The 24,548-nt window shown below is 62.4% G+C and carries 22 protein-coding genes; 8 read left to right on the top strand and 14 right to left on the bottom strand.

Going from position 1 to position 24,548, the window contains the following annotated elements; genetic code table 11:
- Positions 1–56: 56 nt before the first annotated feature.
- Positions 57–1,571: an FMN-binding glutamate synthase family protein gene (locus ISP18_RS11505; RefSeq protein WP_380006533.1), complete on the top strand. Its 1,515-nt coding sequence runs from the start codon at positions 57–59 to the stop codon at positions 1,569–1,571.
- A 16-nt stretch (positions 1,572–1,587) separates the two neighbouring features.
- Here the strand turns inward: ISP18_RS11505 and ISP18_RS11500 are convergent, their stop codons facing one another.
- From ISP18_RS11500 to ISP18_RS11485, 4 genes are read right to left on the bottom strand one after another with little or no spacing between them, the layout of a single operon-like run.
- Entirely contained in the window at positions 1,588–2,298 is a 711-nt protein-coding gene (locus ISP18_RS11500) for an arginyltransferase (protein ID WP_380006536.1), read from the bottom strand.
- Between the two features lie 49 nt (positions 2,299–2,347).
- Positions 2,348–2,746: a hypothetical protein gene (locus ISP18_RS11495; RefSeq protein WP_380006539.1), complete on the bottom strand. Its 399-nt coding sequence runs from the start codon at positions 2,744–2,746 to the stop codon at positions 2,348–2,350.
- Positions 2,747–2,755: 9 nt separating this feature from the next.
- The gene (locus ISP18_RS11490; RefSeq protein WP_380006542.1) at positions 2,756–3,622 is read right to left on the bottom strand and encodes an acyl-CoA thioesterase; all 867 of its coding nucleotides are present in this window, start codon (positions 3,620–3,622) and stop codon (positions 2,756–2,758) included.
- 47 nt (positions 3,623–3,669) lie between these two features.
- A complete protein-coding gene (locus ISP18_RS11485; RefSeq protein ID WP_380006546.1) occupies positions 3,670–4,230 on the bottom strand; it encodes an N-acetylmuramoyl-L-alanine amidase in 561 nt (186 codons plus the stop codon).
- A gap of 136 nt (positions 4,231–4,366) precedes the next feature.
- Here ISP18_RS11485 and ISP18_RS11480 point away from each other — a divergent pair, with 136 nt between their 5' ends.
- The 3 genes from ISP18_RS11480 to ISP18_RS11470 all read left to right on the top strand — a co-directional run bounded on the left by ISP18_RS11480 (position 4,367) and on the right by ISP18_RS11470 (position 7,537).
- Positions 4,367–4,894 carry an alpha/beta hydrolase gene (locus ISP18_RS11480; protein WP_380006549.1) on the top strand — a complete coding sequence of 176 codons (528 nt, stop codon included), beginning with the start codon at positions 4,367–4,369 and terminating at the stop codon, positions 4,892–4,894.
- Positions 4,891–7,077, top strand: a complete 2,187-nt coding sequence (rlmKL, locus tag ISP18_RS11475; protein ID WP_380006552.1) for a bifunctional 23S rRNA (guanine(2069)-N(7))-methyltransferase RlmK/23S rRNA (guanine(2445)-N(2))-methyltransferase RlmL — start codon at positions 4,891–4,893, stop codon at positions 7,075–7,077. The genes ISP18_RS11480 and rlmKL overlap by 4 nt, the downstream gene beginning before the upstream one ends.
- A gap of 64 nt (positions 7,078–7,141) precedes the next feature.
- The gene (locus ISP18_RS11470) at positions 7,142–7,537 is read left to right on the top strand and encodes a hypothetical protein (RefSeq protein ID WP_380006555.1); all 396 of its coding nucleotides are present in this window, start codon (positions 7,142–7,144) and stop codon (positions 7,535–7,537) included.
- A 56-nt stretch (positions 7,538–7,593) separates the two neighbouring features.
- On the opposite strand, the gene ISP18_RS11465 is transcribed toward ISP18_RS11470, so the two are convergent.
- The gene (locus ISP18_RS11465; RefSeq protein WP_380006558.1) at positions 7,594–8,037 is read right to left on the bottom strand and encodes a DUF6491 family protein; all 444 of its coding nucleotides are present in this window, start codon (positions 8,035–8,037) and stop codon (positions 7,594–7,596) included.
- Between the two features lie 171 nt (positions 8,038–8,208).
- On the opposite strand from ISP18_RS11465, the gene egtB reads away from it, so the two are divergent.
- The gene (gene egtB, locus ISP18_RS11460) at positions 8,209–9,456 is read left to right on the top strand and encodes an ergothioneine biosynthesis protein EgtB (protein ID WP_380006561.1); all 1,248 of its coding nucleotides are present in this window, start codon (positions 8,209–8,211) and stop codon (positions 9,454–9,456) included.
- Complete coding sequence (gene egtD, locus ISP18_RS11455) at positions 9,453–10,424, top strand: L-histidine N(alpha)-methyltransferase (RefSeq protein ID WP_380006564.1); 972 nt, start codon at positions 9,453–9,455, stop codon at positions 10,422–10,424. The genes egtB and egtD overlap by 4 nt, the downstream gene beginning before the upstream one ends.
- Positions 10,425–10,501: 77 nt before the next feature.
- Here the strand turns inward: egtD and mfd are convergent, their stop codons facing one another.
- Positions 10,502–13,951 (bottom strand): transcription-repair coupling factor, encoded by a 3,450-nt coding sequence (gene mfd, locus ISP18_RS11450; protein ID WP_380006567.1) that lies wholly within the window; start codon positions 13,949–13,951, stop codon positions 10,502–10,504.
- A 208-nt stretch (positions 13,952–14,159) separates the two neighbouring features.
- Here mfd and ISP18_RS11445 point away from each other — a divergent pair, with 208 nt between their 5' ends.
- On the top strand, positions 14,160–14,840 hold the full coding sequence (locus ISP18_RS11445) for a class I SAM-dependent methyltransferase (protein WP_380006570.1): 681 nt from the start codon (positions 14,160–14,162) through the stop codon (positions 14,838–14,840).
- 155 nt (positions 14,841–14,995) lie between these two features.
- Here the strand turns inward: ISP18_RS11445 and ISP18_RS11440 are convergent, their stop codons facing one another.
- The 5 genes from ISP18_RS11440 to ISP18_RS11420 all read right to left on the bottom strand — a co-directional run bounded on the left by ISP18_RS11440 (position 14,996) and on the right by ISP18_RS11420 (position 18,979).
- Entirely contained in the window at positions 14,996–15,601 is a 606-nt protein-coding gene (locus ISP18_RS11440; protein ID WP_380006573.1) for a GNAT family N-acetyltransferase, read from the bottom strand.
- Positions 15,602–15,745: 144 nt separating this feature from the next.
- On the bottom strand, positions 15,746–16,654 hold the full coding sequence (locus ISP18_RS11435; RefSeq protein WP_380006576.1) for a cation diffusion facilitator family transporter: 909 nt from the start codon (positions 16,652–16,654) through the stop codon (positions 15,746–15,748).
- A 3-nt stretch (positions 16,655–16,657) separates the two neighbouring features.
- Positions 16,658–17,167 carry a Slp family lipoprotein gene (locus ISP18_RS11430; RefSeq protein WP_380006579.1) on the bottom strand — a complete coding sequence of 170 codons (510 nt, stop codon included), beginning with the start codon at positions 17,165–17,167 and terminating at the stop codon, positions 16,658–16,660.
- A gap of 40 nt (positions 17,168–17,207) precedes the next feature.
- Positions 17,208–18,140 (bottom strand): 23S rRNA (adenine(2030)-N(6))-methyltransferase RlmJ, encoded by a 933-nt coding sequence (locus ISP18_RS11425; RefSeq protein ID WP_380006582.1) that lies wholly within the window; start codon positions 18,138–18,140, stop codon positions 17,208–17,210.
- Between the two features lie 197 nt (positions 18,141–18,337).
- Positions 18,338–18,979 carry an NAD(P)-dependent oxidoreductase gene (locus ISP18_RS11420; protein ID WP_380006585.1) on the bottom strand — a complete coding sequence of 214 codons (642 nt, stop codon included), beginning with the start codon at positions 18,977–18,979 and terminating at the stop codon, positions 18,338–18,340.
- Positions 18,980–19,090: 111 nt separating this feature from the next.
- Between ISP18_RS11420 and ISP18_RS11415 the strand changes: the two genes are divergently transcribed.
- Positions 19,091–19,984, top strand: a complete 894-nt coding sequence (locus tag ISP18_RS11415; protein ID WP_380006588.1) for a LysR family transcriptional regulator — start codon at positions 19,091–19,093, stop codon at positions 19,982–19,984.
- Between the two features lie 66 nt (positions 19,985–20,050).
- Here the strand turns inward: ISP18_RS11415 and ISP18_RS11410 are convergent, their stop codons facing one another.
- The 3 genes from ISP18_RS11410 to ISP18_RS11400 form a co-directional block, all read right to left on the bottom strand.
- On the bottom strand, positions 20,051–20,977 hold the full coding sequence (locus tag ISP18_RS11410; protein ID WP_380006591.1) for a DMT family transporter: 927 nt from the start codon (positions 20,975–20,977) through the stop codon (positions 20,051–20,053).
- 270 nt (positions 20,978–21,247) lie between these two features.
- A complete protein-coding gene (locus tag ISP18_RS11405) occupies positions 21,248–23,362 on the bottom strand; it encodes an AsmA family protein (protein WP_380006594.1) in 2,115 nt (704 codons plus the stop codon).
- A gap of 155 nt (positions 23,363–23,517) precedes the next feature.
- Positions 23,518–24,465, bottom strand: coding sequence for a peptidylprolyl isomerase (locus tag ISP18_RS11400; RefSeq protein ID WP_380006596.1), 948 nt, complete (start codon positions 24,463–24,465; stop codon positions 23,518–23,520).
- Positions 24,466–24,548: the final 83 nt, after the last annotated feature.

The following is a 24,548-nucleotide window of genomic DNA, read 5'->3' as shown; positions in this document are numbered from 1 at the left end:
CTATCCACTCCCTCTCCCCTCGTGGAGAGGAAGTAAAAACACAACGGAGCACAACGATGGAATCAACTGGCTTCGCGCACTGGCTGGTCGTGCTGGTAGAAACCTTCGCGGTGCTGTTCCTGATGCTGCTGGTGATCGCCATCCTAGTCGTGCTGGTGACGTGGGTGATCGACCGCAACCAGACGCACAACTCCGTGCTGCGCAATTACCCGGTGATTGGGCACTTCCGTTACTGGTTCCTGCATCTGGGCGAATTCTTCCGCCAATACCTATATTCCAGCGACCGCGAGGAAATGCCGTTCAATCGCGCGCAACGCATGTGGGTGTATCGCGCGGCGAAGAATTCCGAGAACACCAATGCGTTCGGTTCCACGCGCGATCTGCACCTGGAAGGCGTACCGTTCTTCGTCAATGCTGCGTTTCCCTCGTTGGGCGAAACGCACGTGAAACCACAGCCGGTGCGCATCGGGCCGTATACGCGCGAGCCGTACGATCATGCGGCGTTCTTCAACATCTCCGCGATGAGCTTCGGCGCGCTGTCCGCGCCGGCCGTGCGCGCGCTGTCTATCGGCGCTGCCAAGGCGGGCATCTGGATGGACACGGGCGAAGGTGGTCTTGCGCCGTATCACCTCGAAGGCGGTTGCGACATCGTGTTCGAGATTGGCACCGCCAAGTACGGTGTGCGTACGCCGGATGGCAAGCTGGATGATCAAAAGTTGCTGGCGATCTGCGCGCACAAACAGGTGAAGATGGTGAGTATCAAGCTCGGCCAGGGCGCCAAGCCCGGCATGGGCGGCCTGCTGCCGGCGGCCAAGGTGACGCCGGAAATCGCCCAGATCCGCGGCATTCCGGCAGGCCAGGATTCGCAGAGTCCGAACCGCCACCTGGACATCGCCAACGTGCCACAGCTGATGGATGCCGTACGGCACATCCGTGATCTCACCGGCAAGCCCACCGGCTTCAAGGCGGTGTTCGGCGGCATGGAATGGATCGAGGAAGTGTGCGATGAAGTGAGCAAGCGCGGTATCGAAAGCGCGCCAGATTTCATCATCGTCGACGGTTCGGAAGGCGGTACCGGCGCTGCGCCGCAGACCTTGATGGAAGGTGTGGGTCTGCCACTGCGCGAAGCGCTGCCGGCGCTGGTCAACACTTTGATCGAACGCGGCCTGCGGGATCGCATCAAGGTGATCTGCTCAGGCAAATGCATTACCGCGTACGACGTGGCGTGGGCGCTGTCGATGGGCGCGGATTTCGTCAACTCCGCGCGCGGCTTCATGCTTGCGTTGGGTTGCATTCAATCGCTGCAGTGCAATCGCAATACATGCCCCACCGGCATCACCACGCAGAACCCACGCTTGCAGCGTGGCTTGGTGGTGATGGACAAGAGCGAGCGCGTGGCGCATTACGCGCACAACGTGATGCACGAAGTGGGCATCATCGCGCACAGCTGCGGCGTGGACGATCCGCGCGAGTTGGATCGCACACATTGTCGCGTCATGGGCGATGACGGGGTTTCGGTGCCGTTGGTGAAGCTGTTTCCGTATCCGGAAATGGCCGCTGAAAAGGTTTGATGTCTCCCCGGGGCCGTCAACCCTGCCGCAAGGCCACCCAACCTTCCGCCGTGCGCACCTGCAACGGCTTGAAGCGCCGCTTGTAATCCATCTTCGGATGCCCTTCGATCCAGAACCCCAGGTATACCCACGGAATGCCGCGTCGTTTCGCCAGCTCGATCTGCTGCAGGATGGCGAAGGTGCCCAGGCTGCGATCCTGTTCATCCGGATCGTAGAACGTATAGACGGCTGAAATGCCGGTGATACACACGTCCGTTACGGCCACCGCGAGCAGGCGATCACCCTTGTGCAGTTCCAGGAATACCGTGGGGCTCCATGGCGCGGTGAGGAAGCGGCGGAAGTCGCTGGCTTCGGCCTCGTCCATGCCGCCGCCAGGGTGGCGCGTACGCAGATAGCGCGAATACAGCGCATGGCGCTCGCTGTTGTAGCCGGCCATGCACTCGCGCACGATCAGGTCGTCGTTGCGTTTCAGGCAGCGGCGCTGCGAACGGTCCGGCTTGAAGTTGGCCACATCGATGCGGCACGGCGTGCATGCGTGGCAGCTAGGGCAGTGCGGAAAGTACAGGTGTCCGCCCGCGCGGCGGAAGCCATGATCCAGCGCCGCGCCATACAGCCGATCCAGCTGCGGGGCAGCTGGATCGATCACCAGATTCTGTGCGGTACGCCCCGGGTAATAACCGCAGGCGTGCGGCAGCGTCTGGAACAGGCGGACGTGGTCGGAGCGCATGGCCTGATTCTATGACCGCCGCCGCCTGCCGTGGCAAGGTTTTTGAAAGTTAAATGATGTGGAGGTAATGCAGCGCCAGCACCATGAACACGCCCAGGATCGACAGCAGCACGATGCGTCGCGCCCTGGTGACAGTATGTTCACGGCGGACATACAAGGAGGCCACGGGATCGCGTGAAATCCTCAGTTCCTCGGCGTGACGGACTTCCGGCTCAATGCCGAGCTTGCGCAGCAGCTCGCGCGCCCGAGTGTAGTCGTCCGCCTTGCTCACCCAGACCTGGGGCCAGCTGTCCCGGTTTTCGCTGCGCTGGGAGTAACTGAAGCGCTGATAGCTGGGTCGATTCCAGTTGGAGCGGTTGGTGATGGTCGTCTCGACGCCGTTTTCGGCCATGAAGGCCGCCACGCGATCGATGTTTTCTTGCCGGGGAGAGGTATAGAGAAGTCGCATGGGGCGATTTTACTCGTCACGCAACCGGATCAAGCCTTCCTGCGCGGTGGAGGCCACCAGTTGGCCGTCGCGGCTGAAGATCTGCCCGCGCGCCAGTCCGCGCGCACCCTGTGCGGTGGGGCTGTCGAACGAATACAGCAGCCATTCGTCCACCCGGAACGGGCGGTGGAACCACAGCGCGTGATCGAGACTGGCCATCTGCAGGTTGGGCGTGAGGTAGGAAATGCCGTGCGGCAGGGTGGCCGTGCCGATCAGGTGGAAATCCGACGCGTAGGCCAGCAGCGCGCGGTGCAGGATGGCCGAGTCGCTGACCGGTGCGGTGAGCCGGAACCAGATGTGCTGGATCGGCGGGAGTTTGGCCGGATGCAGCTCGTCGCGCGGCCATACCTGGCGGAATTCGAACGGACCGTCGCTGCCTAGCCAGCGCTGCAGCTTCACCGGCAGGCGGGCGAGCTCTTCGGTCGGTATGCGATGCATGGGCTCCACGTCTTCCGGTTCCGGCACTTCGGGCATGCCGGACTGGTGCTCTACGCCTTTTTCCGGAACCTGGAACGAAATGGAGCCATTGAGGATGGGCTGGCCGTGCTGGATCGCCACCACACGGCGGGACGAGAACGTACCGCCATCGCGCGCGCGCTCCACGCTGTAGACGATTGGCGCGTCGATATCCCCCGCACGCAGGAAATACGCGTGCAGCGAATGCGCCTCGCGCGACGGGTCCACCGTCTGCTGTGCCGCCGACAGCGCCTGGCCCAGCACCTGGCCACCGAACACGAAGCGCGTGCCGATGTCGCGGCTCTGGCCGCGGAAGAGGTTGTCTTCCAGTCGTTCGAGCTGCAGCAGCTCAACCAGTTCCTGCACGTGTGTCTCCCGCATGCGGCTAACCCCTGAACGAAATGGCGGAAAGTATAGCCGGCGCGTTTCTAGTGACGGGTGTCGATCCGCTGCAAACCGCTTCCGGCCAACACGTCCGTCCATGGAAACAGCGGACCAGGGTCGAGCTTGCGCGGCACTTCCAGGTTCGGATCGTCGCTGGCTGGCACGCGGGCGGTATCCAGATCCTCGTGGCCGGCTATTTCGCGCAGGTTCGGGAATTCCGTTCGCAACTGCGCCAGCAGCGCGCGTAGTGCGGCGATCTGCGCGACGGTGTACGGCTCGGTCATGGTCTGCCGATGCGAGTCGTACCACTCGGGATAGCGGCCGTGGTTCACCAACTCGATGCCGATCGATTGGGGGTTGTAACCGCGCACGTGATTGGCCGCGCGGATACCTGGCACGTAGCGGTAGATCGAGCCATCGCGATCGATGTAGTAATGGCCACTGGCGCCCGTGCCGGTTTCGTACAGCACGCGTTCGCCGTACTCGCGCGCCGTCGCCAGGTCGGGCAGTTCGGTGCAGTGGATCACCACCAGCGTCACTGCGCTGGCCGGGCGTTCCGGTAGCTTGGCGACGTAGGGCAGGGGCTGGTCGTGGATGGTCAACATGGACATGACCGCAGTATGGCGTAGGCTGGGATGGCAATCCCAGCCATTCGGGATGACAGCTGAGATTGTCATCCCAGCCTACCGACTGCACCTACGGCTATCATGCACGTCCCGCTGAGCACACATGGAGGCTGCCATGCCCGGACACGTCATACTTTCCCATGGCTCGGATACAGGTCCGGATGCCACCAAGGTCAGCGCGCTGGCGAAAATCGCCGAATCGATGGGCTGGAGCACAGAGCGGCCGGATTATCGCGAGGACGACAAGCTGGGCCATGCCGGCTCGGTCGAACCGCGTATCGCCCGCCTGCATCAGCGCATCGCCGCGTGCGCCGCGCCGCCGGTGCTGGTCGGCTCCAGCATGGGCGCGTTCGTTTCCGGCCAGGCTTCGCTGGAGTTGCCAGTGGCGGGCCTGTTTCTGCTGGCCACGCCGGCGCTGATTCCGGGCCACGACCTGGCGTTCGATGTGCGCCTGGATGTGTCGACGCTGTTGATCCATGGCTGGCGCGACGAAGTTTGTCCGCTGGATGAGATCTACGAATTTGCAGGCCGTCGTGAACTACCGCTGCTGATCGTGAATGACGATCACCGCCTGAGCGAGCACGTCGATGCCATCGGCCGGCAGTTCGGATTCTTTTTGGAACAGCTGGCGAAACAACGTTGAAGCAGTTCTTTGCAAGCTGCCCGAAAGGGCTCGAATACCTGTTGCGCGATGAGTTGATGTCGCTGGACGCCACCGACGTGCACGAGATGCTGGCAGGAGTGCGTTTTTCCGGTGACCTGGAAACGGCCTATCGCGCCTGCCTGTGGTCGCGCCTGGCCAGTCGCGTTCTGCTGCCTATCGCCGAATTCGATGCCGCGACCGACGATGCGTTATACGCGGGCGTGCAATCGATCGACTGGTCGGAACATCTGGCACCAAACGCCACGCTGGCGGTGGATGCCAACACGTCGCAAAGCAAGCTCACGCACAGTCAGTACCTGGCGCAGCGCGTGAAGGATGCGGTGGTCGATCAGTTCCGTCAGCGCGATCAGAAGCGTCCGGACGTTGATACGGAAGAGCCTGATGTGCGCATCAACCTGCACCTGCGCCGGGATCGTGCCACCGTGTCGATCGATCTGGCCGGTGCGCCGCTGCATCGCCGTGGCTGGCGGCAAACCCAGGGCGAAGCACCGCTGAAGGAAAACCTCGCCGCGGCCATGCTGCTACGCGCAGGCTGGCCGGCGGGCTATGCGCAAGGCGGCGCCTTGCTCGATCCGATGTGTGGCTCGGGCACCTTGCTGATTGAAGGCGCGCTGATGGTGGCGGATGTCGCGCCGGGTTTGCGTCGCGACTATTACGGCTTCCTTGGTTGGAAGCAGCATGACATTGCCTTGTGGCGCAACCTGCTCGACGAAGCGAACAGTCGCGCGGAAGCCGGCTTGCCAGCGCTGCGCAGTTGCTTCTTCGGTTCCGACTCGGATCCGCGCATGGTGCAGATGGCCAAGCGCAATGCGCAGGAAGCCGGTGTTGCCGGCTTCTTCACGCTGGACAAGCACGACGCACAGCACGTACGGCCACCGGCTGGCTTCACGCACGGCCTGGTGATCACCAATCCGCCTTACGGCGAACGGCTGGGCGAACGCGAAACCCTGCCCAAGCTTTATCGCGCTCTAGGCGAAACCCTGCGCGACCACTTCACTGGTTGGCGCGCAGCCGTGCTAGCAGGCGATGCGGAACTTGGGCGCGCCACTACCCTGCGCGCGGAAAAGAAATACGCGCTCTACAACGGTGCTCTGGAAACGGTGCTGTTGATCTTCGAACTGCATCCGCGCGATGAAACACCACGCGAAAAGCCGCCGCTCTCGCCCGGCGCGCAAATGCTAAAGAACCGGCTGGAGAAAAATCTCAAGCATCTGCGCAAGCGATTGGAACGCGAAGGCATCCATGCATGGCGTGCGTACGATCAGGATCTACCGGAATACGTCGCCGCCATTGACGTATACGCCGATACATCCGACGCCACGCATTTGCATATCCAGGAATATCGCGCGCCGGCCGATGTGCCGGTGGATGTGGCGCGCACGCGCATGCGAGAGATCGCGCGTGTGGCCAGCGAAGTGTTCGACACGCCGCGCGCGCGCATCGCCGTCAAGACGCGCGAGCGCGGCAAGGGTGGTTCCAAGTATGGTCAGTTCGATCAGCGCGGCGAATTCATCGAAGTGGAAGAAGGTGGCCTGACGTTTCTGGTCAATCTCTACGATTACCTGGATACCGGCCTGTTTCTCGATCACCGGCTGGTGCGCGCCAAAGTGCGCGAGCTGGCTTCTGGCAGGCGTTTTCTCAATCTATTCGCCTATACCGCGACCGCCAGCGTCTATGCCGCCGCGGGCGGTGCGCGCGATACCACCAGTGTCGACCTGTCGGGCACGTACCTGGAATGGGCCTCGCGCAATCTTGCGTTGAACGGATTCAGCGGCGAAAAACATCGACTGGTGCAAGAGGATGCTGCCAGTTTTCTCAAGCACGCGCGTGAGCGCTATGGCTTGATCTATGTCGATCCGCCGACCTTTTCCAACTCCAAGCGCGCCGAGGATTTCGACGTGCAACGCGATCACGTGAAGCTGCTGCTGGCGTGCGCGGATCGGCTCACGCACGATGGCGTGATCCTATTTTCAAACAACTTTCGCCGCTTCTCGCTCGATCGCGAAGCACTCGAATCGCAACTCACCATCGAGAACTGGGGTGCGGGCAGCATTCCGTTTGATTTTACGCGGCGCGCAAATATTCACGACTGCTGGCTGCTACGTCCGCATGCGGCTGAGGTTCAAGTAAATCCCTGGGATCACGCCCGGATTAAGAAATGAAACCCTTCAGTACAGATTAAGCGCTCGAGGACCACCATTCACGCCGTACTGACGGAGGTGTGTCATGTTCAAACGTAGTGTCGGCAAGATGGTTGCGCTGGGCCTGGCGATTGCCGGTGTTGCGGCTGTGCCGGTCGGCGCATCGGCGCATCCTTGGGGTGGCCCGGGTTGGCATGGTGGTTACGGATATCACGGTGGCTATTACCGTGGTGGCTGCTGCTATCGCGGTGGTGGTTACTGGAGCGGTGGACGCTGGATTGCCGGCGCGATCGTCGGCGGTGCGGTAGCTGGTTTGGTTGCCGGCGCTGTGGCTGGTCCGCCGGTGTATTACGCGCCGCCGCCGACCGTGGTGTACGCCCCGGGCACAGTGGTCTATCAGGGCGCCCCGCCGCCGGTAGTGACCACCACGGTGATCACGAACGATCCGTACCAGACGCGCTACATCGGTCCGGCTTACTGATTGCAGCTTGATTCAAAAAGAGCCCGGCATGGCCGGGCTCTTTTTTTATGTGCGCCTCAAGGATTTTTGCTGGGCTGCTGCGTTCTCACGCTGTGATGCAGCGCCTTGGCACGGTAACCATCGAACGCGGCTTGGTCGATCAGGCTGACCGAGTCGATCGCGCAAGGTGGTTGAATTTTCGATCGCACCTTTTCTCCGACACCGCCACAGATACGAAGTGGCGCACTGGCTTTGTCCGCCTCGCTCGGCACGAACTGCACGCCCGGATTGCCGATGCCCAATTTGTCGCAGCTTGCCTTTAATTTCACCAGATAACGCTGATACGGTCCGGTGCGCACGATCACGGTTTGCGGGTCGACCACGTGCCACTCGTTGATCTGGTCAAGGCGAATGCAGTCCTTATACGGCAAGGAGTTACGTGCAGGCGCTGATTGCGCGAACGCAGATAGTGCGGTTGCTGCAAGAGTAAAGGCCAGCGCTGCAGAAATGACAGTTTTCATGGAAAGTCACCTCAAGGCTGTGTTGAGTATGGGATTGCCTTCGCCATATTCCCGCCATACGCATATCACAAAATGTGAACAACGCCTGCGGCATGGTGGCTGTATGATCGTCCGCTGTCTCGCGCTCCACAAGGTGTCTCGCAGCAAGTCCGTTCCTGCCGAGCCTGCGCCATGAGTGTCTCTGCATTCGTATATACCGAGGACGTCCTTGCGCGGTTCATGCGTATCCGCCGGCAGACGCTTGCGCTGTGCGCGGGGCTGAGCGGCGAAGACCTGCAGGTGCAGTCGATGCCCGATGCCAGTCCGGGCAAATGGCACTTGGCCCATACCACCTGGTTCTTTGAGCAGTTCGTGCTGGGTCACGACCCAGCCTACCGATCGCCGAATCCTGAGTGGCATTACCTGTTTAATTCCTACTACGAATCGGTAGGGCCGATGCATGCGCGACCGCAGCGCGGTCTATTGTCGCGGCCGCCACTCGACGAGATCCGCGACTACCGCGCGCGCATCGACGAAGCGATCGGCGAGCACCTGGCGCGTGGCGTCGATGCCGCGCTGACGGCCAGGATCGAACTGGGCCTGCAGCACGAACAACAACACCAGGAGCTGCTGCTTACCGACATCAAACACGCGCTCTGGTGCAATCCGCTGAAGCCGGCATATCGCCAAGGGCCGGCAGCGGGCGAAAGCCGTACCTCGTCGATGCGCTTTCTTCCCGGGCGGCAAGGGCCGGTCGACATCGGTCACGAAGGCGACGGTTTTGCCTACGACAATGAAACGCCGCGCCATACGACGTGGTTGTCCGCGCATGCGCTCGCCAATCGCCTGGTCACCAACGACGAATACCTCGCCTTCGTCCGCGACGGCGGTTACCAGGAAGCAGGGCTTTGGCTCTCCGACGGTTGGGCAAGAGTGCAGTGCGAGGGCTGGCAACGGCCGCTGTACTGGCAGGAAGACCTGGCCAGCGAATTCACGCTCGCTGGCGTTCGGGCATTGGATCCGCACGCGCCGGTCTGCCATATCAGTTACTTCGAAGCAGATGCGTTCTCGCGCTGGGCCGGCGCGCGCTTGCCTACCGAAGCGGAGTGGGAAGATGCCGCGACGCGACTGCCGGCGCACGGCAATTTCCAGGAGAGCCAGCACTTCCACCCCTGCGCCGTGCCGGTAGGCGATGGCCTACTGCAGATGTATGGCGATGCGTGGGAATGGACCGCCTCGCCTTACGTCAGCTATCCCGGCTTCAAACCTTTGCCGGGCGCGCTGGGCGAATACAACGGCAAGTTCATGAATGGCCAATGGGTGCTGCGCGGCGGCTCGTGTGCGACGCCGCGCGACCACATCCGCGCCAGTTATCGTAATTTTTTTCCGCCCCATGCCCGTTGGCAATTCGCGGGCATCCGACTGGGACAGGACCGATGAGTGTGCAAGCTTATGCAGTGCGGGACGAACAGCGCCCGCCGGATAACGTGTTATTGCAAGTGGTGCAACGCGGCCTGCGTTCGCAGCCCAAGCGACTGCCTTCGTGGTTGTTCTATGACGAACAGGGTTCGGCCTTGTTCGAGCAAATCTGCGAGCAGCCGGAGTACTACCTCACGCGCGCCGAGATCGCGCTGTTGAACCAGCATGCTGGTGATATCGCGCAAGTGCTCGGTCCGGACGTGAGGCTGGTCGAATACGGCAGCGGTCATGCGGTCAAGACGCGCCTGTTGCTGGAGCATCTGGCCACGCCCGTGGCGTGGGTGCCGATCGAACTTTCCACCGAACCGTTGCGACGCAGCATGGAAGGGATGGCCAAGCATTTTCCGCAGTTGCCGATCCAGCCGCTGGCGGTGGATTTCACTCGGCCACTGCGGCTGCCGGTGCCGCCGCGCGCGCCGCGCCGCACGGTGGTGTATTTCCCCGGTTCCACCATCGGCAATTTCGAAGAGCGCGAAGCCGCGCAACTGCTGCGCAAGATGCGCGGCGAAATGGGTGACAACGGCGGCATTCTGGTCGGTGCGGACTTGAAGAAAGATCGCGCGACGATCGAGGCCGCCTACAACGATCGCGCGGGCATCACCACCGCTTTCACTCTCAACATGCTCACGCGCTTGAATCGCGAACTGGGCTGCAATTTCGAGTTGAGCGCGTTTCGTCACCGCGCGCGATACAACGCCATGGCCGGGCGCATCGAAACGCATATCATCAGCCAGCGCGAACAGCGTGTGCGCGTGGGGCGCCTGCAGGTGCTGTTCCGTGAGGACGAGGCGATGCTGGTGGAATACAGCTGCAAGTATTCGCTGGAGGATTTTGCGGCGCTGGCGGCAACGGCAGGACTGGCCGTGCAGCGTGTGTGGTTTGATCCGGAAGCCATGTTTAGTCTGCAATATCTCACGCGAGCGATATAGCCACGTGCAACCTGACGGCCATGATTGTGGCCTCATCGCGAGGTTGGTCCCTCTCCCCGGTTGGGAGAGGGAGCAGATCACGCAGCTTTGCGCGCCCCAAGCCTTCCAAGCAGATCCTGCGCCGCGCGAATCCGCTCGTTGGCACCAGGCAGTTCCAGACTGATCTTCAGCTTGTCTTGTCCATCCAACTTGTACGCGCGCGGAGAGCTCTGGATCAGGCGAATGATCGCCATCGGGTCCACGTCGGGCTTGTCGCGGAAGGTGATGCGCCCGCCGTTCGCGCCGAAATCCAGTTTGCGAATGCCCAGCGGCGTGGCCATCAATTTAAGGCCGGCCACCGCGAACAGGTTCTTCACCGCGTCCGGTAGCAAGCCAAAGCGGTCGATCATTTCCACTTGCAGCTCGCGCAGCGTTTCCTCATCGCGCGCGCTGGCGATGCGCTTGTACAGCGTCAGACGCGCGTGCACGTCGGGCAAGTAATCGTCTGGAATCAGTGCGGGAAGATGCAGTTCCACTTCGGTTTCATGCTCGCTGGAAAGATCGAAGTCCGGCACCTTGCCGGATTTCAGCGCGCGCACGGCGCGTTCCAGCAATTCGGTGTAAAGGCCGAAGCCGATTTCCTGGATCTGGCCCGATTGCTCGTCACCCAACAGTTCGCCCGCGCCGCGGATTTCCAGATCGTGCGTGGCCAGCGTGAACCCTGCGCCGAGTTCTTCCAGCGAGGCTAGTGCTTCCAAGCGCTTCTCCGCATCTGCAGTGATGGCTCGGCGATCCGGCACGATCAGGTACGCATACGCGCGATGGTGCGAACGCCCCACGCGACCACGCAGCTGATGCAACTGCGCCAGCCCGAAGCGATCGGCACGATTGATGATGATGGTGTTGGCGGTGGGAATGTCGATGCCGGTTTCAATGATGGTGGTACACACCAGCACGTTGAAGCGCTGGCGATGGAAATCCGCCATCACCTGTTCCAGTTCGCGCTCCGGCATCTGGCCGTGGGCAATGCCGACGCGCGCGTCGGGAATGAGCTCCTGTACTTCGCGCACGGTGCGCTCGATGCTTTCCACTTCGTTGTGCAGAAAATACACCTGGCCGCCGCGCTGCAGTTCACGCTGGAAGGCTTCGCGAATTAGCGCAGGTTCCCACGCGGAAACGAAAGTGCGTACCGCCATGCGATGCGCGGGCGGCGTGGCGATGATCGAGAGATCACGTAGACCGCTCATCGCCATGTTCAACGTGCGCGGAATCGGCGTGGCGGTCATGGTGAGCAGGTCGACTTCGGCGCGCAGCTTTTTCAGCTGTTCTTTTTGACGCACACCGAAGCGCTGTTCTTCGTCGACGATTACCAGGCCGAGATTCTTGAATTTCACATCCGACTGCAGCAGCTTGTGCGTGCCGATGATCACGTCGATCTGGCCATCGGCCATGCGCTTGAGTGCTTCGTTTACGTCTTTGGTGGAGCGGAAGCGCGATAGCACATCGACTTTCACGGGCCAGTCGGCGAAGCGGTCGGCGAAATTGCGGTAATGCTGCTGCGCGAGCAGGGTGGTCGGCACAAGCAGGGCTACCTGCTTGCCGGCAGTGGCCGCGGCGAAGGCAGCGCGCAATGCGACTTCGGTTTTGCCGAAGCCCACGTCGCCGCAGATCACGCGATCCATCGCGCGCGGCTTGGCGAGATCGCCCAGTACCGCATCGATCGCTTGCTGTTGATCGGGTGTTTCCTCGAACGGGAAGCTGCTGCCGAATTCCTCGACGAGTTGTCGATCGATCGGCAATGACTCACCGCCGCGCGCTTCGCGTTGTGCATAGATCGCCAGCAGCTCGGCAGCCACGTCGCGCACTTTCTCGGCGGCTTTCTTGCGCGCGCGTTCCCACGCGTCGCCGCCTAGCGAATGCAGTGGCGCCAGTTCCGGCGCTGTGCCGGAATAACGGCTGACCAGGCCGAGTTGCGCCACCGGCACGTAGAGCTTGTCGCCCTTGGCGTACTCGATGACTAGGAACTCGCCCGTCATGCCACCCAGTTCCATCGACACCAGGCCCTGGTAGCGGCCGACGCCGTGATCGATGTGCACGATCGGCGAGCCGATGGAGAGCTCAGTCAGATCGCGAATCACCGCGTCAGGATCGCGCGCCGCGCCACGACGGCGACGACGCTCGGTACGCACGCGCTCGCCGAATAGCTCGCGCTCGGTGAGCACGGTGATGGCCGGCTGCTTCAGCGCAAAGCCTTGCTCCATCGGCGCGATGGTGATTGCGAGCTTGTTCGCATCGTTGAGAAAAGCCTGCCAGCCGTCGACGTTGTGCGGACGCAGGCCTGTCGTGGCCAGTTGTTCGAGTAGCGCCTCGCGGCGGCCGGCCGAATCGGCGGCGATCAGCGTGCGCCCTGGATACGCTTCGAAGAAATGACGCAGCGAGGTGCCGGGTTCCTCGCCCTTACGGTTGAGCGGAACCTCCGGCGCGGGCTGTGTGCCGGCGTTGACGGCATGTTCGTGGCCGCTGTCGACTACTTCCACGCGCAGGCGCCGGTTGAGCTGTTCGCGCAATTGCTCGGGCGAAAGGTACAGCTCAGCGGGCGGCAGCACAGGGCGTTCGATGTCGTGCGCGCGCTGGTCGTAGCGTTCGGCCGTCTGCGTCAAGAACTGCTCGGAGGCTTCGCGCGCGCCTTCGCCGAGCACGAACAGCGCGTCATCGCCGAGGTAATCGAACAGCGTCGCGGTGTTGTCGAAGAACAACGGCAGGTAATACTCGATGCCACCGGGCGTGACGCCCTCCTTCATGTCCTGATAGAGCGGACAGCGGCGCACATCGATGGGAAAGCGCTCGCGGAGGCGATTGCGGAAGGCTTTGGCGGCATCGTCGGTGACGGGGAATTCGCGTGCGGGCAGCAGTTCTACTTTTTCCACTTGCTGCTGCGAGCGCTGCGTTTCCGGATCGAAGCTGCGGATCGATTCCACTTCGTCATCGAATAGCTCGATGCGATATGGCTCGCTCGCGCCCATCGGATAGATGTCGATCAAGGCACCGCGTACGGCGAAGTCACCGGGCTCGGCCACCTGCGGCACATGCCGATAGCCGCAGGCCTCCAGGCGACGTTGCTCGGTAGCGATATCGAGCTTTTGCCCTTTGCGCAGCATCAGGCCGGAACCGGTGATGTGTGAGCGCGGCGCGATGCGTTGCATCAGCGTGGCCGCCGACACCACCAGCACGCCGCGCTTCACGCCGGGCAGCTGGTAGAGCGTGGCGACGCGCTGGGAGACGATGTCCGGATGCGGGCTGAAGACGTCGTAGGGCAGGGTTTCCCAGTCCGGGAAATGCAGCACCGGCAGCGTGCCCGCGAAAATGCGCAGCTCGTCTTCCAGCGCATGCGCGCGCTGCGTGTCGCGCGTCACCACGACCACCAGGCCTTCGTGCGACCTGGCAGCCTCGGCGACCAGCAGGGCGCGCGCTGAGCCGTGTGGGGGCGTCCAGAAGCGGCGTTGCTTGGGGCTGGTGGGGAGCGGTGGATGACTGATCGGGGTCGGCATGAGGGATCTTGCGTGGGAGGGCGCAGGGCAGGGGCGCCAATTGAGCGCGCAAGTTTAGCGCGTTGGCCGATGGCTACTCATCAAGCGGGCGGCACGAGACCCTTTCCCGGTGGGAAAGGAGCGCTCTGAGGACATTGCGCTCCACCGCATCACATGCGAAATTTCACCGGCTTCCCGCAGCCAACGCTCCGAAAGCAGGAATCTTTCCATGACCACCGACGAAACCACACTCGACACCCAGGCCGGCGCCGGCGTGTACTCACCGTGGGTACTGAAGCTCTATGACTGGTGGGTGCTGGGTGTTTCTAACCGCTGGGCATGGAAATGCTCCACCGCGGATGTATTGCTGCCGTTCTACCGCCGGCATATCGGGGCGCGACATCTGGATGTTGGCGTGGGCACGGGCTTCTATCTGGAGCATGCGGGGTTCGGGCCGGATCAGGATCTGGCCTTGCTCGATCTGAACGAGAACAGCCTGCACACTGCGGCCGCCAGGCTGGGACGCGCGGACGTGAGCTGGTTCGTGCAGGACGTGATGCAGCCGTTGACGGCCCTGGGCGATCGCAAGTATGACTCGATCGCGCTGTTCTATCTGCTGCATTGCCTGCCCGGCGAGATGGCGGACAAGGCCCACGCGTTCGACCATCTGAAACAGCATCTCGCGCAAGGCGGCGTGGTGTACGGCGCCACCATCCTGGGCGACGCTGCCGGTCACAAAGGGCTCGGCCGCAAACTGATGGACGTCTATAACAAGAAAGGTATTTTCGGAAACCGGGCCGACACGCTGGAAGGTTTGGAGCAGGCATTACGCCAGCATTTTGTTGATGTCGAACTCATGCAGCATGGCAAAGTGGCATGTTTTACGGCGCGACAGCCGCGTATGGGTTAATTGCACACTGCAGCGCTTGCTCATCCCCATGTGCAATATCCCTCACGGCCGTCATTCCCGCGAAAGCGGGAATCCATTTTGCTTTTCGCCCCAGAGCAAGATGGATTCCCGCTTTCGCGGGAATGACGGCCATGCAAAAAGGGTGAGGGGGCAGCTCAAAGCTTCAGCCTGATCTGCGCCGTGCCCGCTTCGCCAGGCATCATCTTGGCGATGAAACCCAGTTCCTTGCACAGCTCCAGCATGGGGCGGTTTTCCATCAGCACGTAGCCCCAGATTTCGCTCAGGCCGCGGCGGCGGCATTCGTCGACCAGCCGTTGCATCAACAGCGCACCAAGACCGATGCGTGTCCACTCGCGTTCCACCAGTACCGAGAACTCGGCGCTGTTGCTGGCGACGTCGACGAAGACGCGACCCACGCCGCGTAGTTCGGTCGGCTTCACGGTTTCGTCGATCAGCACGAAGGCGGCTTCCAGCTCCGGGTCGATGCGGCACAGGCGCTGTGCCATCGACGTAGGCAGCTCCGACATGGCGTGCATGAAGCGGCGGCGTACGTCCTGCAGCGGTAGGCGCTTGAAGCAGCGCTGCACGGCAGCCACGTCGCCGGGCTCGATATCGCGCAAGATCAGTTCGCGTCCATCGGCGGTATGCACCACCTCGCCATGACGCGAACCGGAACGCGGCGAAGGCGCAAAGCGCTCGCGGCTGCGCGGCGGCGGCTGGGCATGGCGGGTATAGGCGTCGAAATCGCGGGCAGGGGTCATGTTCATCCCCATACTATAGCGTATTGTTTGCACTGCAGCATGAATATGCGGCGACCTATTTTGCCTGATCAAGCAGTGTCAATGGCTAATGAAGGTTACACGCTGTCGTCAATATCCCGCAGTGCAGCAAAGTGTCGCGGACAGTCAATCAGCCACGTCGGGCTCGAAAAAGCTCCAGCGGACTTCAGCGAAGTGAGCTTTCATCTCGCGCTCCACCGTGTTGATGGCCTCGATCAAACTGAGATTGTCGGGTGTCGGCGCCATGCGTGCCTTCACCGCCACCATCACGTCCGGCCCCATTTGCAGCGTGATCAGATTGAGCACCTCGGCCACTTCCGGCCTGCCGCGCAGGAAGACGAGCAGTTCCGTGCGGCGGCGCGGCTCCACACCTTGGCCGATCAGCAGGGCCTTCACCTCGATGGCCAGCAGGAATGCCACTACCACTAGCAACACGCCGATGGCGATGGTGCCCAGTGCGTCGAACAGCAGATTGCCGGTGAGCATGGTGGCGCCGATGGCCAGCGCGGCAAGGCACAGGCCGAGCAGGGCGGCGAGGTCTTCGCCGAAGATCACCAGCAGCTCGCTGGAGCGCGTTTCGCGGAACCAGCGCCACAGACTTTGCTCGCCACGCGCCTGGTTCACCTCGTGTAGGCAACCGCGCATGGAGATGCTTTCCATCACGATGCCGAACAGCAGCACGCCCAACGCCACCCATGGCCAGCGCAAGGGTTCGGGATGGGCAAGCTTGTGCACACCTTCGTAGATCGAGAACAGCCCACCCACCGCGAAGAGCAGCAGCGCTACCACGAACGACCAGAAATACAGCGCGCGTCCCCACCCCAGCGGATAGTCATCGGACGGCGGCCTTTTTGCCTGGCGCATGCCGAGCAGCAGCAAACCTTGATTACCACAATCGGCCAGCGAATGGACCGCCTCGGCCAGCATCGCGCCGGAGCCGGTCACCACCGCGGCAGCTAGCTTGGAAACGAAGATCGCGAAGTTCGCGCCCAGCGCCAGCAGAATGGGCTTGAGCGCGTTGGCGTGACCGGCCATACCTCAGTGAATACCCACGCCTACGCCCACACCAAAGCTGACGTTGGGATGTCCCTGGCGCAGCTCGTCGGGTGTCCAAAGATGCGACTGCGCCACGGTCACCAGCGGATAGGTGTAGGGCGCCTGATCCACCGTGCCCGCACGGCTGCCGCTGAGTTGGCCGGTGAGTGTGACCAGCCTACCGTTGGGATAGTTGAAGGATTCCAGATAGCCCGGGAAAACCGCGATGAAGCGTCCCAGTCCCTGCGCATTCGGCTGCGGACGCTGTGAGGAATCCAGTGGATAGGCGAGGATCTCCATCTCCGTGTGATCCGGGAAATTGCGTACGCTGACCACGCTGCCGCCCCAGATCACCGAGCCGTTGCCGTATTGCTCCGGTGTGTGCGCCACTTGCGCCGGCACCGCGGTGATCGTCGTACCTGGCGCGGCTTTGTAGATCGGCGCTGGCGCGCAGGCGGCCAACAGCAAAAGTGCTAGCGGCGCGAGTGGACGGAAAGCGGTGCGGATGTTCATGGCGATGTCCCTTCAGCGAACGTGCAAACCTGCTTTGAGCTTAGCGGGGACGTTGCGGTCGCGGTAGCGGCCTTGCGTGATGCACATGTGAGGCGGGCGTGTCGTCTTCGTGCGCCAGCCAGTCCAACCGCCACGTTGCCGCGCGTTCCTGCGATAGCAGGCGTGCCATGGCCTGCAACGGTTCGCGCAGCACCTGATCGAGATTCCATGGCGCGTTGAGAACGACCATGCCCGATCCGTTGAGACGCAATGGCGAATCGTCCGGACGCACCAGCAGCTCCGCCTGCAGCACCCGCCGTGCGCCGCAGCGCTGAAGCCAGCGCAGAAACGGCTGCACTTGGCTGCGCAGCTTGATCGGATACCACACTGCATAGATGCCGTTCGGCCAGCGCTGCAAGGCTGCTTTCAACGCTTCTTCGATCACGCGGAATTCGCTTTCCTGCGCTTCGTAAGGCGGATCGATCAGTACCAGGCCGCGCTTTTCCTTCGGCGGAAGCAATGCCTTCAACGCTTCGTAACCGTTGCGATGATGCACGTGTACGCGGCGATCGTGGTGGAATAGTTCACGCAGTTGCGAAGCCTCCTCCGGATGCCATTCGCACAGTTGAGCGCTGTCCGTTGCGCGCATCGCGAGCGCCGCCTGCAATGGCGACCCGGGATACAGCTTCAGGCCGTGTTCGTTGCCGGGCAGCGCGAGGATGCTATCGAGCCAATGACGCAGCAGCGGCGGCAGCGCACTTTGTTCGGCATGTTGTTGCAAATCGGGAAACAGCAGACGTGCAATGCCGTCGCGGTATTCGCCGGTCTTGCCGGCTTCTTCGCTGTCGAGCGCGTAGCAGCCGCTGCCGGCATGCGTATCGATCAGCGCGAACGGCGTGTCCTTCGCCTTCAGTGCCTGGATCAGCGCAAACAGCACACTGTGCTTGAGGACGTCGGCGAAGTTGCCTGCGTGATAGGCGTGGCGGTAGTTCATGGCGGGCAGCGTACTCGCATGAGGGACGTGTATGTCGCCATGCTCCCTCCCCTGCGTGCAGGGGAGGGTTGGGGTGGGGTGAGTACTTGCGACGAACTTTCCCGCAAGTGTTCACCCCCTCCCAACCTCCCCCTGCAAGCAGGGGGAGGAGAAGAGCATGCTCCCCTGCGTGCAGGAGAATGGCGTACTTCGGAAGTTTAATACGCCACCGTAATGCGCTGCCGAAGCGCATCGTTCTTCTCCAGCCGATCGAGCACCGCAACCGCATAGTCGGGCACGGTAATGCGGCTGACGCCCTTGTCATCCACCAGCAATTGCTCGCCGCCGACGCGGTATTTGCCGGTGCGTTCGCCATCCTCGATCAGCGCGGCGGGACTGATATAGGTCCAATCCACATTGGCCTTGCTGGCGCGGAACACTTCCAGCGCGCGGGCCTGCGCCTGCGCTTCGGGCTTCCAGGCTTCGGGGAAGTGTGGGTCATCGATCACTTTCACGCCCGGTGCAACCTCCAGGCTGCCGGCGCCACCTACCCATAGCAAGCGCTTGAGATTGGTGCCGTTGAGCGTTTCGAGCAGCGTCTGCGCAGCATTTGGAATAGTGTCCACATGGCCGTCGCGGCGGGCGGAAAGGCTGGCGATCACCGCATCGGCATGCTTGGCGTAGGCCAACCAGATGGCCGATTCCTCGACGGTACCCACCACCACATGCAGCTTCTCGTGCTGCTGCGTGAGCCGGCCGGCGTCGCGCACGATCGCCATGACGTCGTGGCCACGCGCCAGGGCTTCGTCGAGGATGGCGTGACCGATGTGGCCGGTGGCGCCGAAAAGAACCAGTTTCATGCGTTGTCTCCGTGGGAAAGCGATGGAGCGGAAGCATGCGCTTTTCACATTGGATCGATAAGCGGACTAATACGCAATTGACTGTCAAGATAAGGTTGACAATCATAGGGCATGGGACGCGACGTCAATCTCAATCGCCTGGCCGTTTTCGTGGCGCTAGTGCGCGCCGGCTCGTTCACCGCGGCGGCGGTGCAACTAGGTATGACCAAGGCCATGGTCAGCCAGCACCTGTTGAGGCTAGAGCGTGAACTGGGCATCACGCTGATCGTGCGCAGCACGCGGCGCATGGCGCTGACCGAAGCAGGCGCGGCTTTTCATGCCGATTGCGTGCCATTGCTCGAACAGGCGGAAGCCGCGATCGAGCGCGTTGGCACTCAGCGCAGCACGCCCACCGGCACGCTGCGCCTCACTACTTCAACGGATTACGGCACCGCGGTGCTCGCGCCGGCACTGGCGGAATTTCGCCGCCTGCATCCGCTGCTGCATGTGGACCTGGTGATCAACGACCAGATCAACGATCTCATTGCCGAGCGTTTCGATATGGCAGTCCGCATCGGCTGGCTGCGCGATTCCAGCTTGCGTGCGACTCGCCTAGGAGGTTTCCGCCAGTTCGTGATGGCTTCTCCGGCTTATCTGGTCGAGCACGGCACGCCGCGCCGACCGGAGGACCTGTCTGTGCACGGATGGATCGCCATGTCGGCGCTGGCCACGCCTTTGCGCTGGACCTTCACCCGTGGTCGCACGCGTCGCATCGTCCGTATGCGCCAGGTGATGCAGGCCAACAATGCAGCGGCGATTCGCGGACTGGTACTCGCCGGCGCAGGCGTATCCGTATTGCCGGATTATCTGGCGGAAGACGACATCCGCGCCGGCCGCCTGCAGGTGCTGCTGCCGCAGTATCACTTGCTGGAGGGCGGCATCCACGCGGTCTATCCGGATCCGCAGCCGCCGGCGAAGGTGCGGGCGTTTATCGACTTCATGCGGGATCGTTTGGCGAAGCGCTGATCTGTATGTCGGTGAAAGCTTTCGAGTGAGTCCCTCTCCCTCCGGGAGAGGGGCTCGTCGGAGCGTTCAATCGAGATTGTGACTCTCCGCCGTCCCCAGCAATTCCGCCTGCACCGGCATCTGCTCTTTGCGATGCAGTAGCGGATGCGCGAATACCGCGGCAAGAATCACCGCCACGCCCGCGTAGAACCAGCCATCCAACTGGCGTTGCTCGCCCAACAGCAACATCGCCAATACGATGGCGTAGACGGGCTCCAGGTTGGTGATCATCTGCATCGCAAACGCACTCACATGACGCAGCGCGACCAGCGCCAGCGAAAACGGCAACAGCGTGCAGCCGAACGACAGCAGCAACAGCAGCAGCGAATCGTGCAGATCGGGAAGCTGGAACGCCGCGCCATCGTGCGGCAGCAGCGGCGCCAGTAAGGTGAGCAGGAGCGTGCCGGTGCCCAGCTCGATGCAGGTGACGGTGAGCGGATCACCGTGATCGACCATGCGCTTGTTGAGCGCGCCGAACAGCGCCACGAACAGCGCCGACAGCACGCCCACCGCGATGCCAATACGCATATGGCCCGGCACGCCTCCAGCGACCATCGCTACGCCCGGCACCACCGCAATGGCGATCAGCAACTCGCGTGCGTCAAAGCGCCGTCCGGCGATCCACGGTTCGACGAACGCAAGAAACGCTGGCCCCAACGCGATGCACGTGGCACCCACGGATGCATTGGCCAGTTTGATCGCCGCGTAGAACGTCAGCCAATGCAGCGCCACCAGCATGCCGATACCGGCATACGCCAAACGCAACCTGGCCGGCATGGCGCGCAGGCCGTGCCGCACGCGAGGTATCAGCAACAGGGCGCCAGCCACCAGCAGCATGCGCCACCACACCAGCGCCATCGCCGGCAAGGTGATCAGCTTGCCGAGGATGGCGGTGAAGCCCCATAGCAGCACGCAGAAATGAATTTGCAGGCGGGCCTTGGTGACGGGCTGCATGGGCGGCGGGGAGAGTGGGGAAGGCGCTCAGTTTAGCCGGGCGGGAAGTATCGATGAGGGAAACAGACGTAAGGAAAAGTCTCCTTAGTGAATCCCTCTCCCTCCGGGAGAGGGTGCCGAGAAGCCTGCCCTCGACTCGATCGGGGGGCGGGTGAGGGTTCGGGCGGAGCGCAAGGCTGGCTTCTTGCGCAAGTCGTTGTGATCGCGCGCTGATCGCACCCTCACCCCAGCCCCTCTCCCGGAGGGCGAGGGGCTATGAGCACAAAGCAGTCAATGCGAAGGTTTCTTGTCGCCACTCGCAGGCGGCGCATTGCGCAGCTCCGTCAACACTTGCTGACACTGATTTAGCTGCTCACCGCGACTAGGCACGATCACCGCGAGCAAAGCCGCCACAGGTGCAGCGAACACCGCCAGCGCCACCGCGCCGCCGCCGCGCAAGATCAGCGGCCCAGGCTGTACGCCCACGTCCGGATCCTTGAAAGTGCCTTTCACGTACAGCGGCGAGCGCAGTGAGAAGATCCGCAAGCCTTTCGTGTGCGGCACCACGTCCAGGTCCAGGTGCTCGTTGTTGAAATTGATCGTGCCGGTCACGTTGATGGTGGCATCGCTCGTATCGAGCACGAACAGGCGACTGGTGAACACGCCGTTGATGCCGACCATGTCGGTGGCAGCGCAATGGATTTGTACTGTCTTGTCGCCGAACAGTTTGCCCATCACCACGTTCGCCACGTTCAGTCCCGCCGTTTCCAGCAGCGTCTTGCTGATCGCGCCATTGTTCATCAGCAGCTTCAGCTCCCCATTCGCATTGCTGAGCAAGCCAGATACGGAGCTGCCGTTGCCGCTCAGGCTTGCATCACCGTTGATCTCGCCGAAGCTGGTCTGCATGGATTGCACGGTCGGAAACAAGCGTTTCAGTTGCAGATGGCGCGCTCCTAGATTGATGTTTGTATGCATGGGCTGGGTGTTGCTGTCCATGCTGAGATTTCCCCCGACGCTGCCGCCGGCCACACTTGCATGCAGCGGATCGAGCTTCAGCACGCCGTTGTCCAGATGGACATGCGTACTGAGCGCATCGATCGGCAATGAGGCCGGATGCTCGATGTGCGCCGCATCGAAAACCACGTCGGCATCCATGCTGCGCAGACGATCGGTGTGGAATTGCTCCACCGGCAGCACTTTTTCGTTGGGCTGCGGTGTGGTGTCGCCGCGTTCCTGCTTCTGCGCCTGGTTGTCGGCACCCACCAGCGGACCCAGGTCGGCAAAGCGCAGCAGTTGCGAATGCAGATCCCCGCTCAGTTTCATGCGCGGGCCGCCAGTGACCACTTCCAGGTTGCCGCTCAGATCACTTTCGCCGACGCGGCCCCTGAAATCGCGATAGCTGAAACGACTGCCCTGCGCATGCAACTCCGCCGACAGATGACCTTCCGTTGCGTAAGGCGGCGTATCGGGCAGGGTAATACCGAGAATCGGATACAGCTTGGCCATGCTGGTGCCGGCGAACCATACACGCAGATTCAACGCGCCCAGATGCGTGGGATCGGTCAGCGTGCCGACCAGCGCGATCTTGCTATCGCCCACGTGTAGGCGCGCCTGCACCGGAAACGGCTGATCGGTCTGCTGCAAGGCGAGCACTGCGCCGGTCTTGCCGCTACCGTTCACCGGCGCGCCCTGATAGCTGCCGGTGGCGGACCATGCGAACTGGTAGCTGCTGCGCTTGGCGTTGGCGGAAACGTCAGGATTGGTCTGCTGGGTGTTCACCATCCTGCCCACGTCATGTCCCACATCCGCGCGTGCCTCGCTGGTGGCTTGCGCGATGAGCTGGTCGTAAGGGATGGCTTGCTGCAGCGGCGTGACGGCAACGTGCAGGTTCAGGTGGTTCTTGGCATCGTCCAGCGCGATCTCGCCCTTGTCGAAGCCGATAGTGCCTAGAGTGAGCTTCCAGCGTGACGGCTGCTGATCTTGTGCAAAGGCAAGCTGCCAGTTGGCTTGGCCCTGGCTGTTGCGTTCCAGATCCACGCGCGGGCCAGAGAGCTGCACCGTAGGCACATAGATGTGGTGCAGCAATAGCGGTAGCGGAGAGATCCGGAACTCGATCGCATCGAGCTGCACGAACTGCGATTGCGTGGCCCACGGCGGATTGCCGATATGGATGTCGCGCGCGGTGAACGTGGGCCATGGCATCAGCCCGCGCAGGCCGGGTTCGCTCGGCTCGCGCCGCCATGCCGCGCTCAGGTCACCGCCGATCACGAAGGATCGGCCGATAGCTGCGCTGACTTTGTCGTCGATCGTGGGCTTGAGCCGGTTCCAGTCGAACAGCGCCACTAGCAGAACCAGTGCGATCACCAGCACCAGCAGCACACCCACCATCCAGGTCAGTATTTTCAAGCTGAGCCGCATTACTTTCCGCCTTTTCGCCAACTGTTGCGCAGGATACGGTTGACGTCGGCCCAAGTAACTATGAGCGGGGCGAAAACCGCGTATATCCCTGCCGCGGCGCTTAGCACGGATTCATCTGCCCGGACCGCTCGCCGGGCACCTCATCAATGCGCGGTGTTCGCGGCAGGCGATTCCGTACGCACCGGAACATCGATATTGCAGACATCGATCTTTCCGGCCGGCAGTGTGTAGAACGCGTCGTGACGATTGCGTTTGGCTTCGATGATGGAAGCGAAAGTGCTGCTGTCAGTGCGCAGCACCTGAAGCTTCTCGCGTTGGGCGGGTGGCAGGTCCGCGGCCAGTTTCACCGACAGAATCGGCACACGTTGCGATGCCTGCGTGTAGAACCCCAAGGGCCCCGTGCCGCGCGGCAACCCGGAGAGATAAGGCATGCCTTCGATCACGCGACCAGCGATGGCGAGATTATGATCGATCTGGCGCGGTGCCTGGCCAATCGCCACGTACAGCGAACTGCCGTTGCCGCTGTCCGGCGCCACGTCGCGCGCCACGCCGACCATGCCATAGCAGTGCACCAGCCATTCGCGGTTGCTGGCCGGATCGCGCGCTGTGGGGAAGCCTTCGCTGAAACCCACCTGCGGCGCGTAGACGTCGCCATCGGGCAACGGCGTCCACGGCAGCTTGGCATCGATCGCGCGCGTGTATTCCGATGGAAGCGTGTGCTTGGCGCTGCCCAGCGGCTTGATCTTGCTCTTGTCGCCGTTATCGTCGTCGTTGGGATCGCCCCACTGCGTGACGAAATTGTCCTGCACGCGAATGATCGCCAGCCCATCGAAGTAATGTTCGCGCACCAGCGTGCGGATATTGGCGGCGTGCAGCGGCGTGAAGTCGGGCGCCAGTTCGATCACCACGCGACCCTGTGGCAATTGCATGTACAGCAGGTTCTCCGGGTCTGGCGTGCGCCACTCTTCCGGCTTGGATTTCGCGATGAGTTCCTTCGCGGTAGGCGTGGCCTTGGGCGTGTCGGCAACGACGGGCAGTACGAGCAGACTGGTCGCGATGGCGAACCAGACACGAAGATGGCGCAATTGCATGAGCTCCCCCACATGGTCGGCAGAGCTTGACGGTAACAGACACCTCCGTTGGTGCGTAGTCCCTTTGGTCTACGCACCGCGCC

The sequence above is a fragment of the Dyella humi genome (assembly GCF_044904605.1).
GTDB lineage: Bacteria > Pseudomonadota > Gammaproteobacteria > Xanthomonadales > Rhodanobacteraceae > Dyella_B > Dyella_B humi.
The sequence above is the reverse complement of the archived record's forward strand: the minus strand, read 5'-3'. Positions and strand labels throughout refer to the sequence as shown.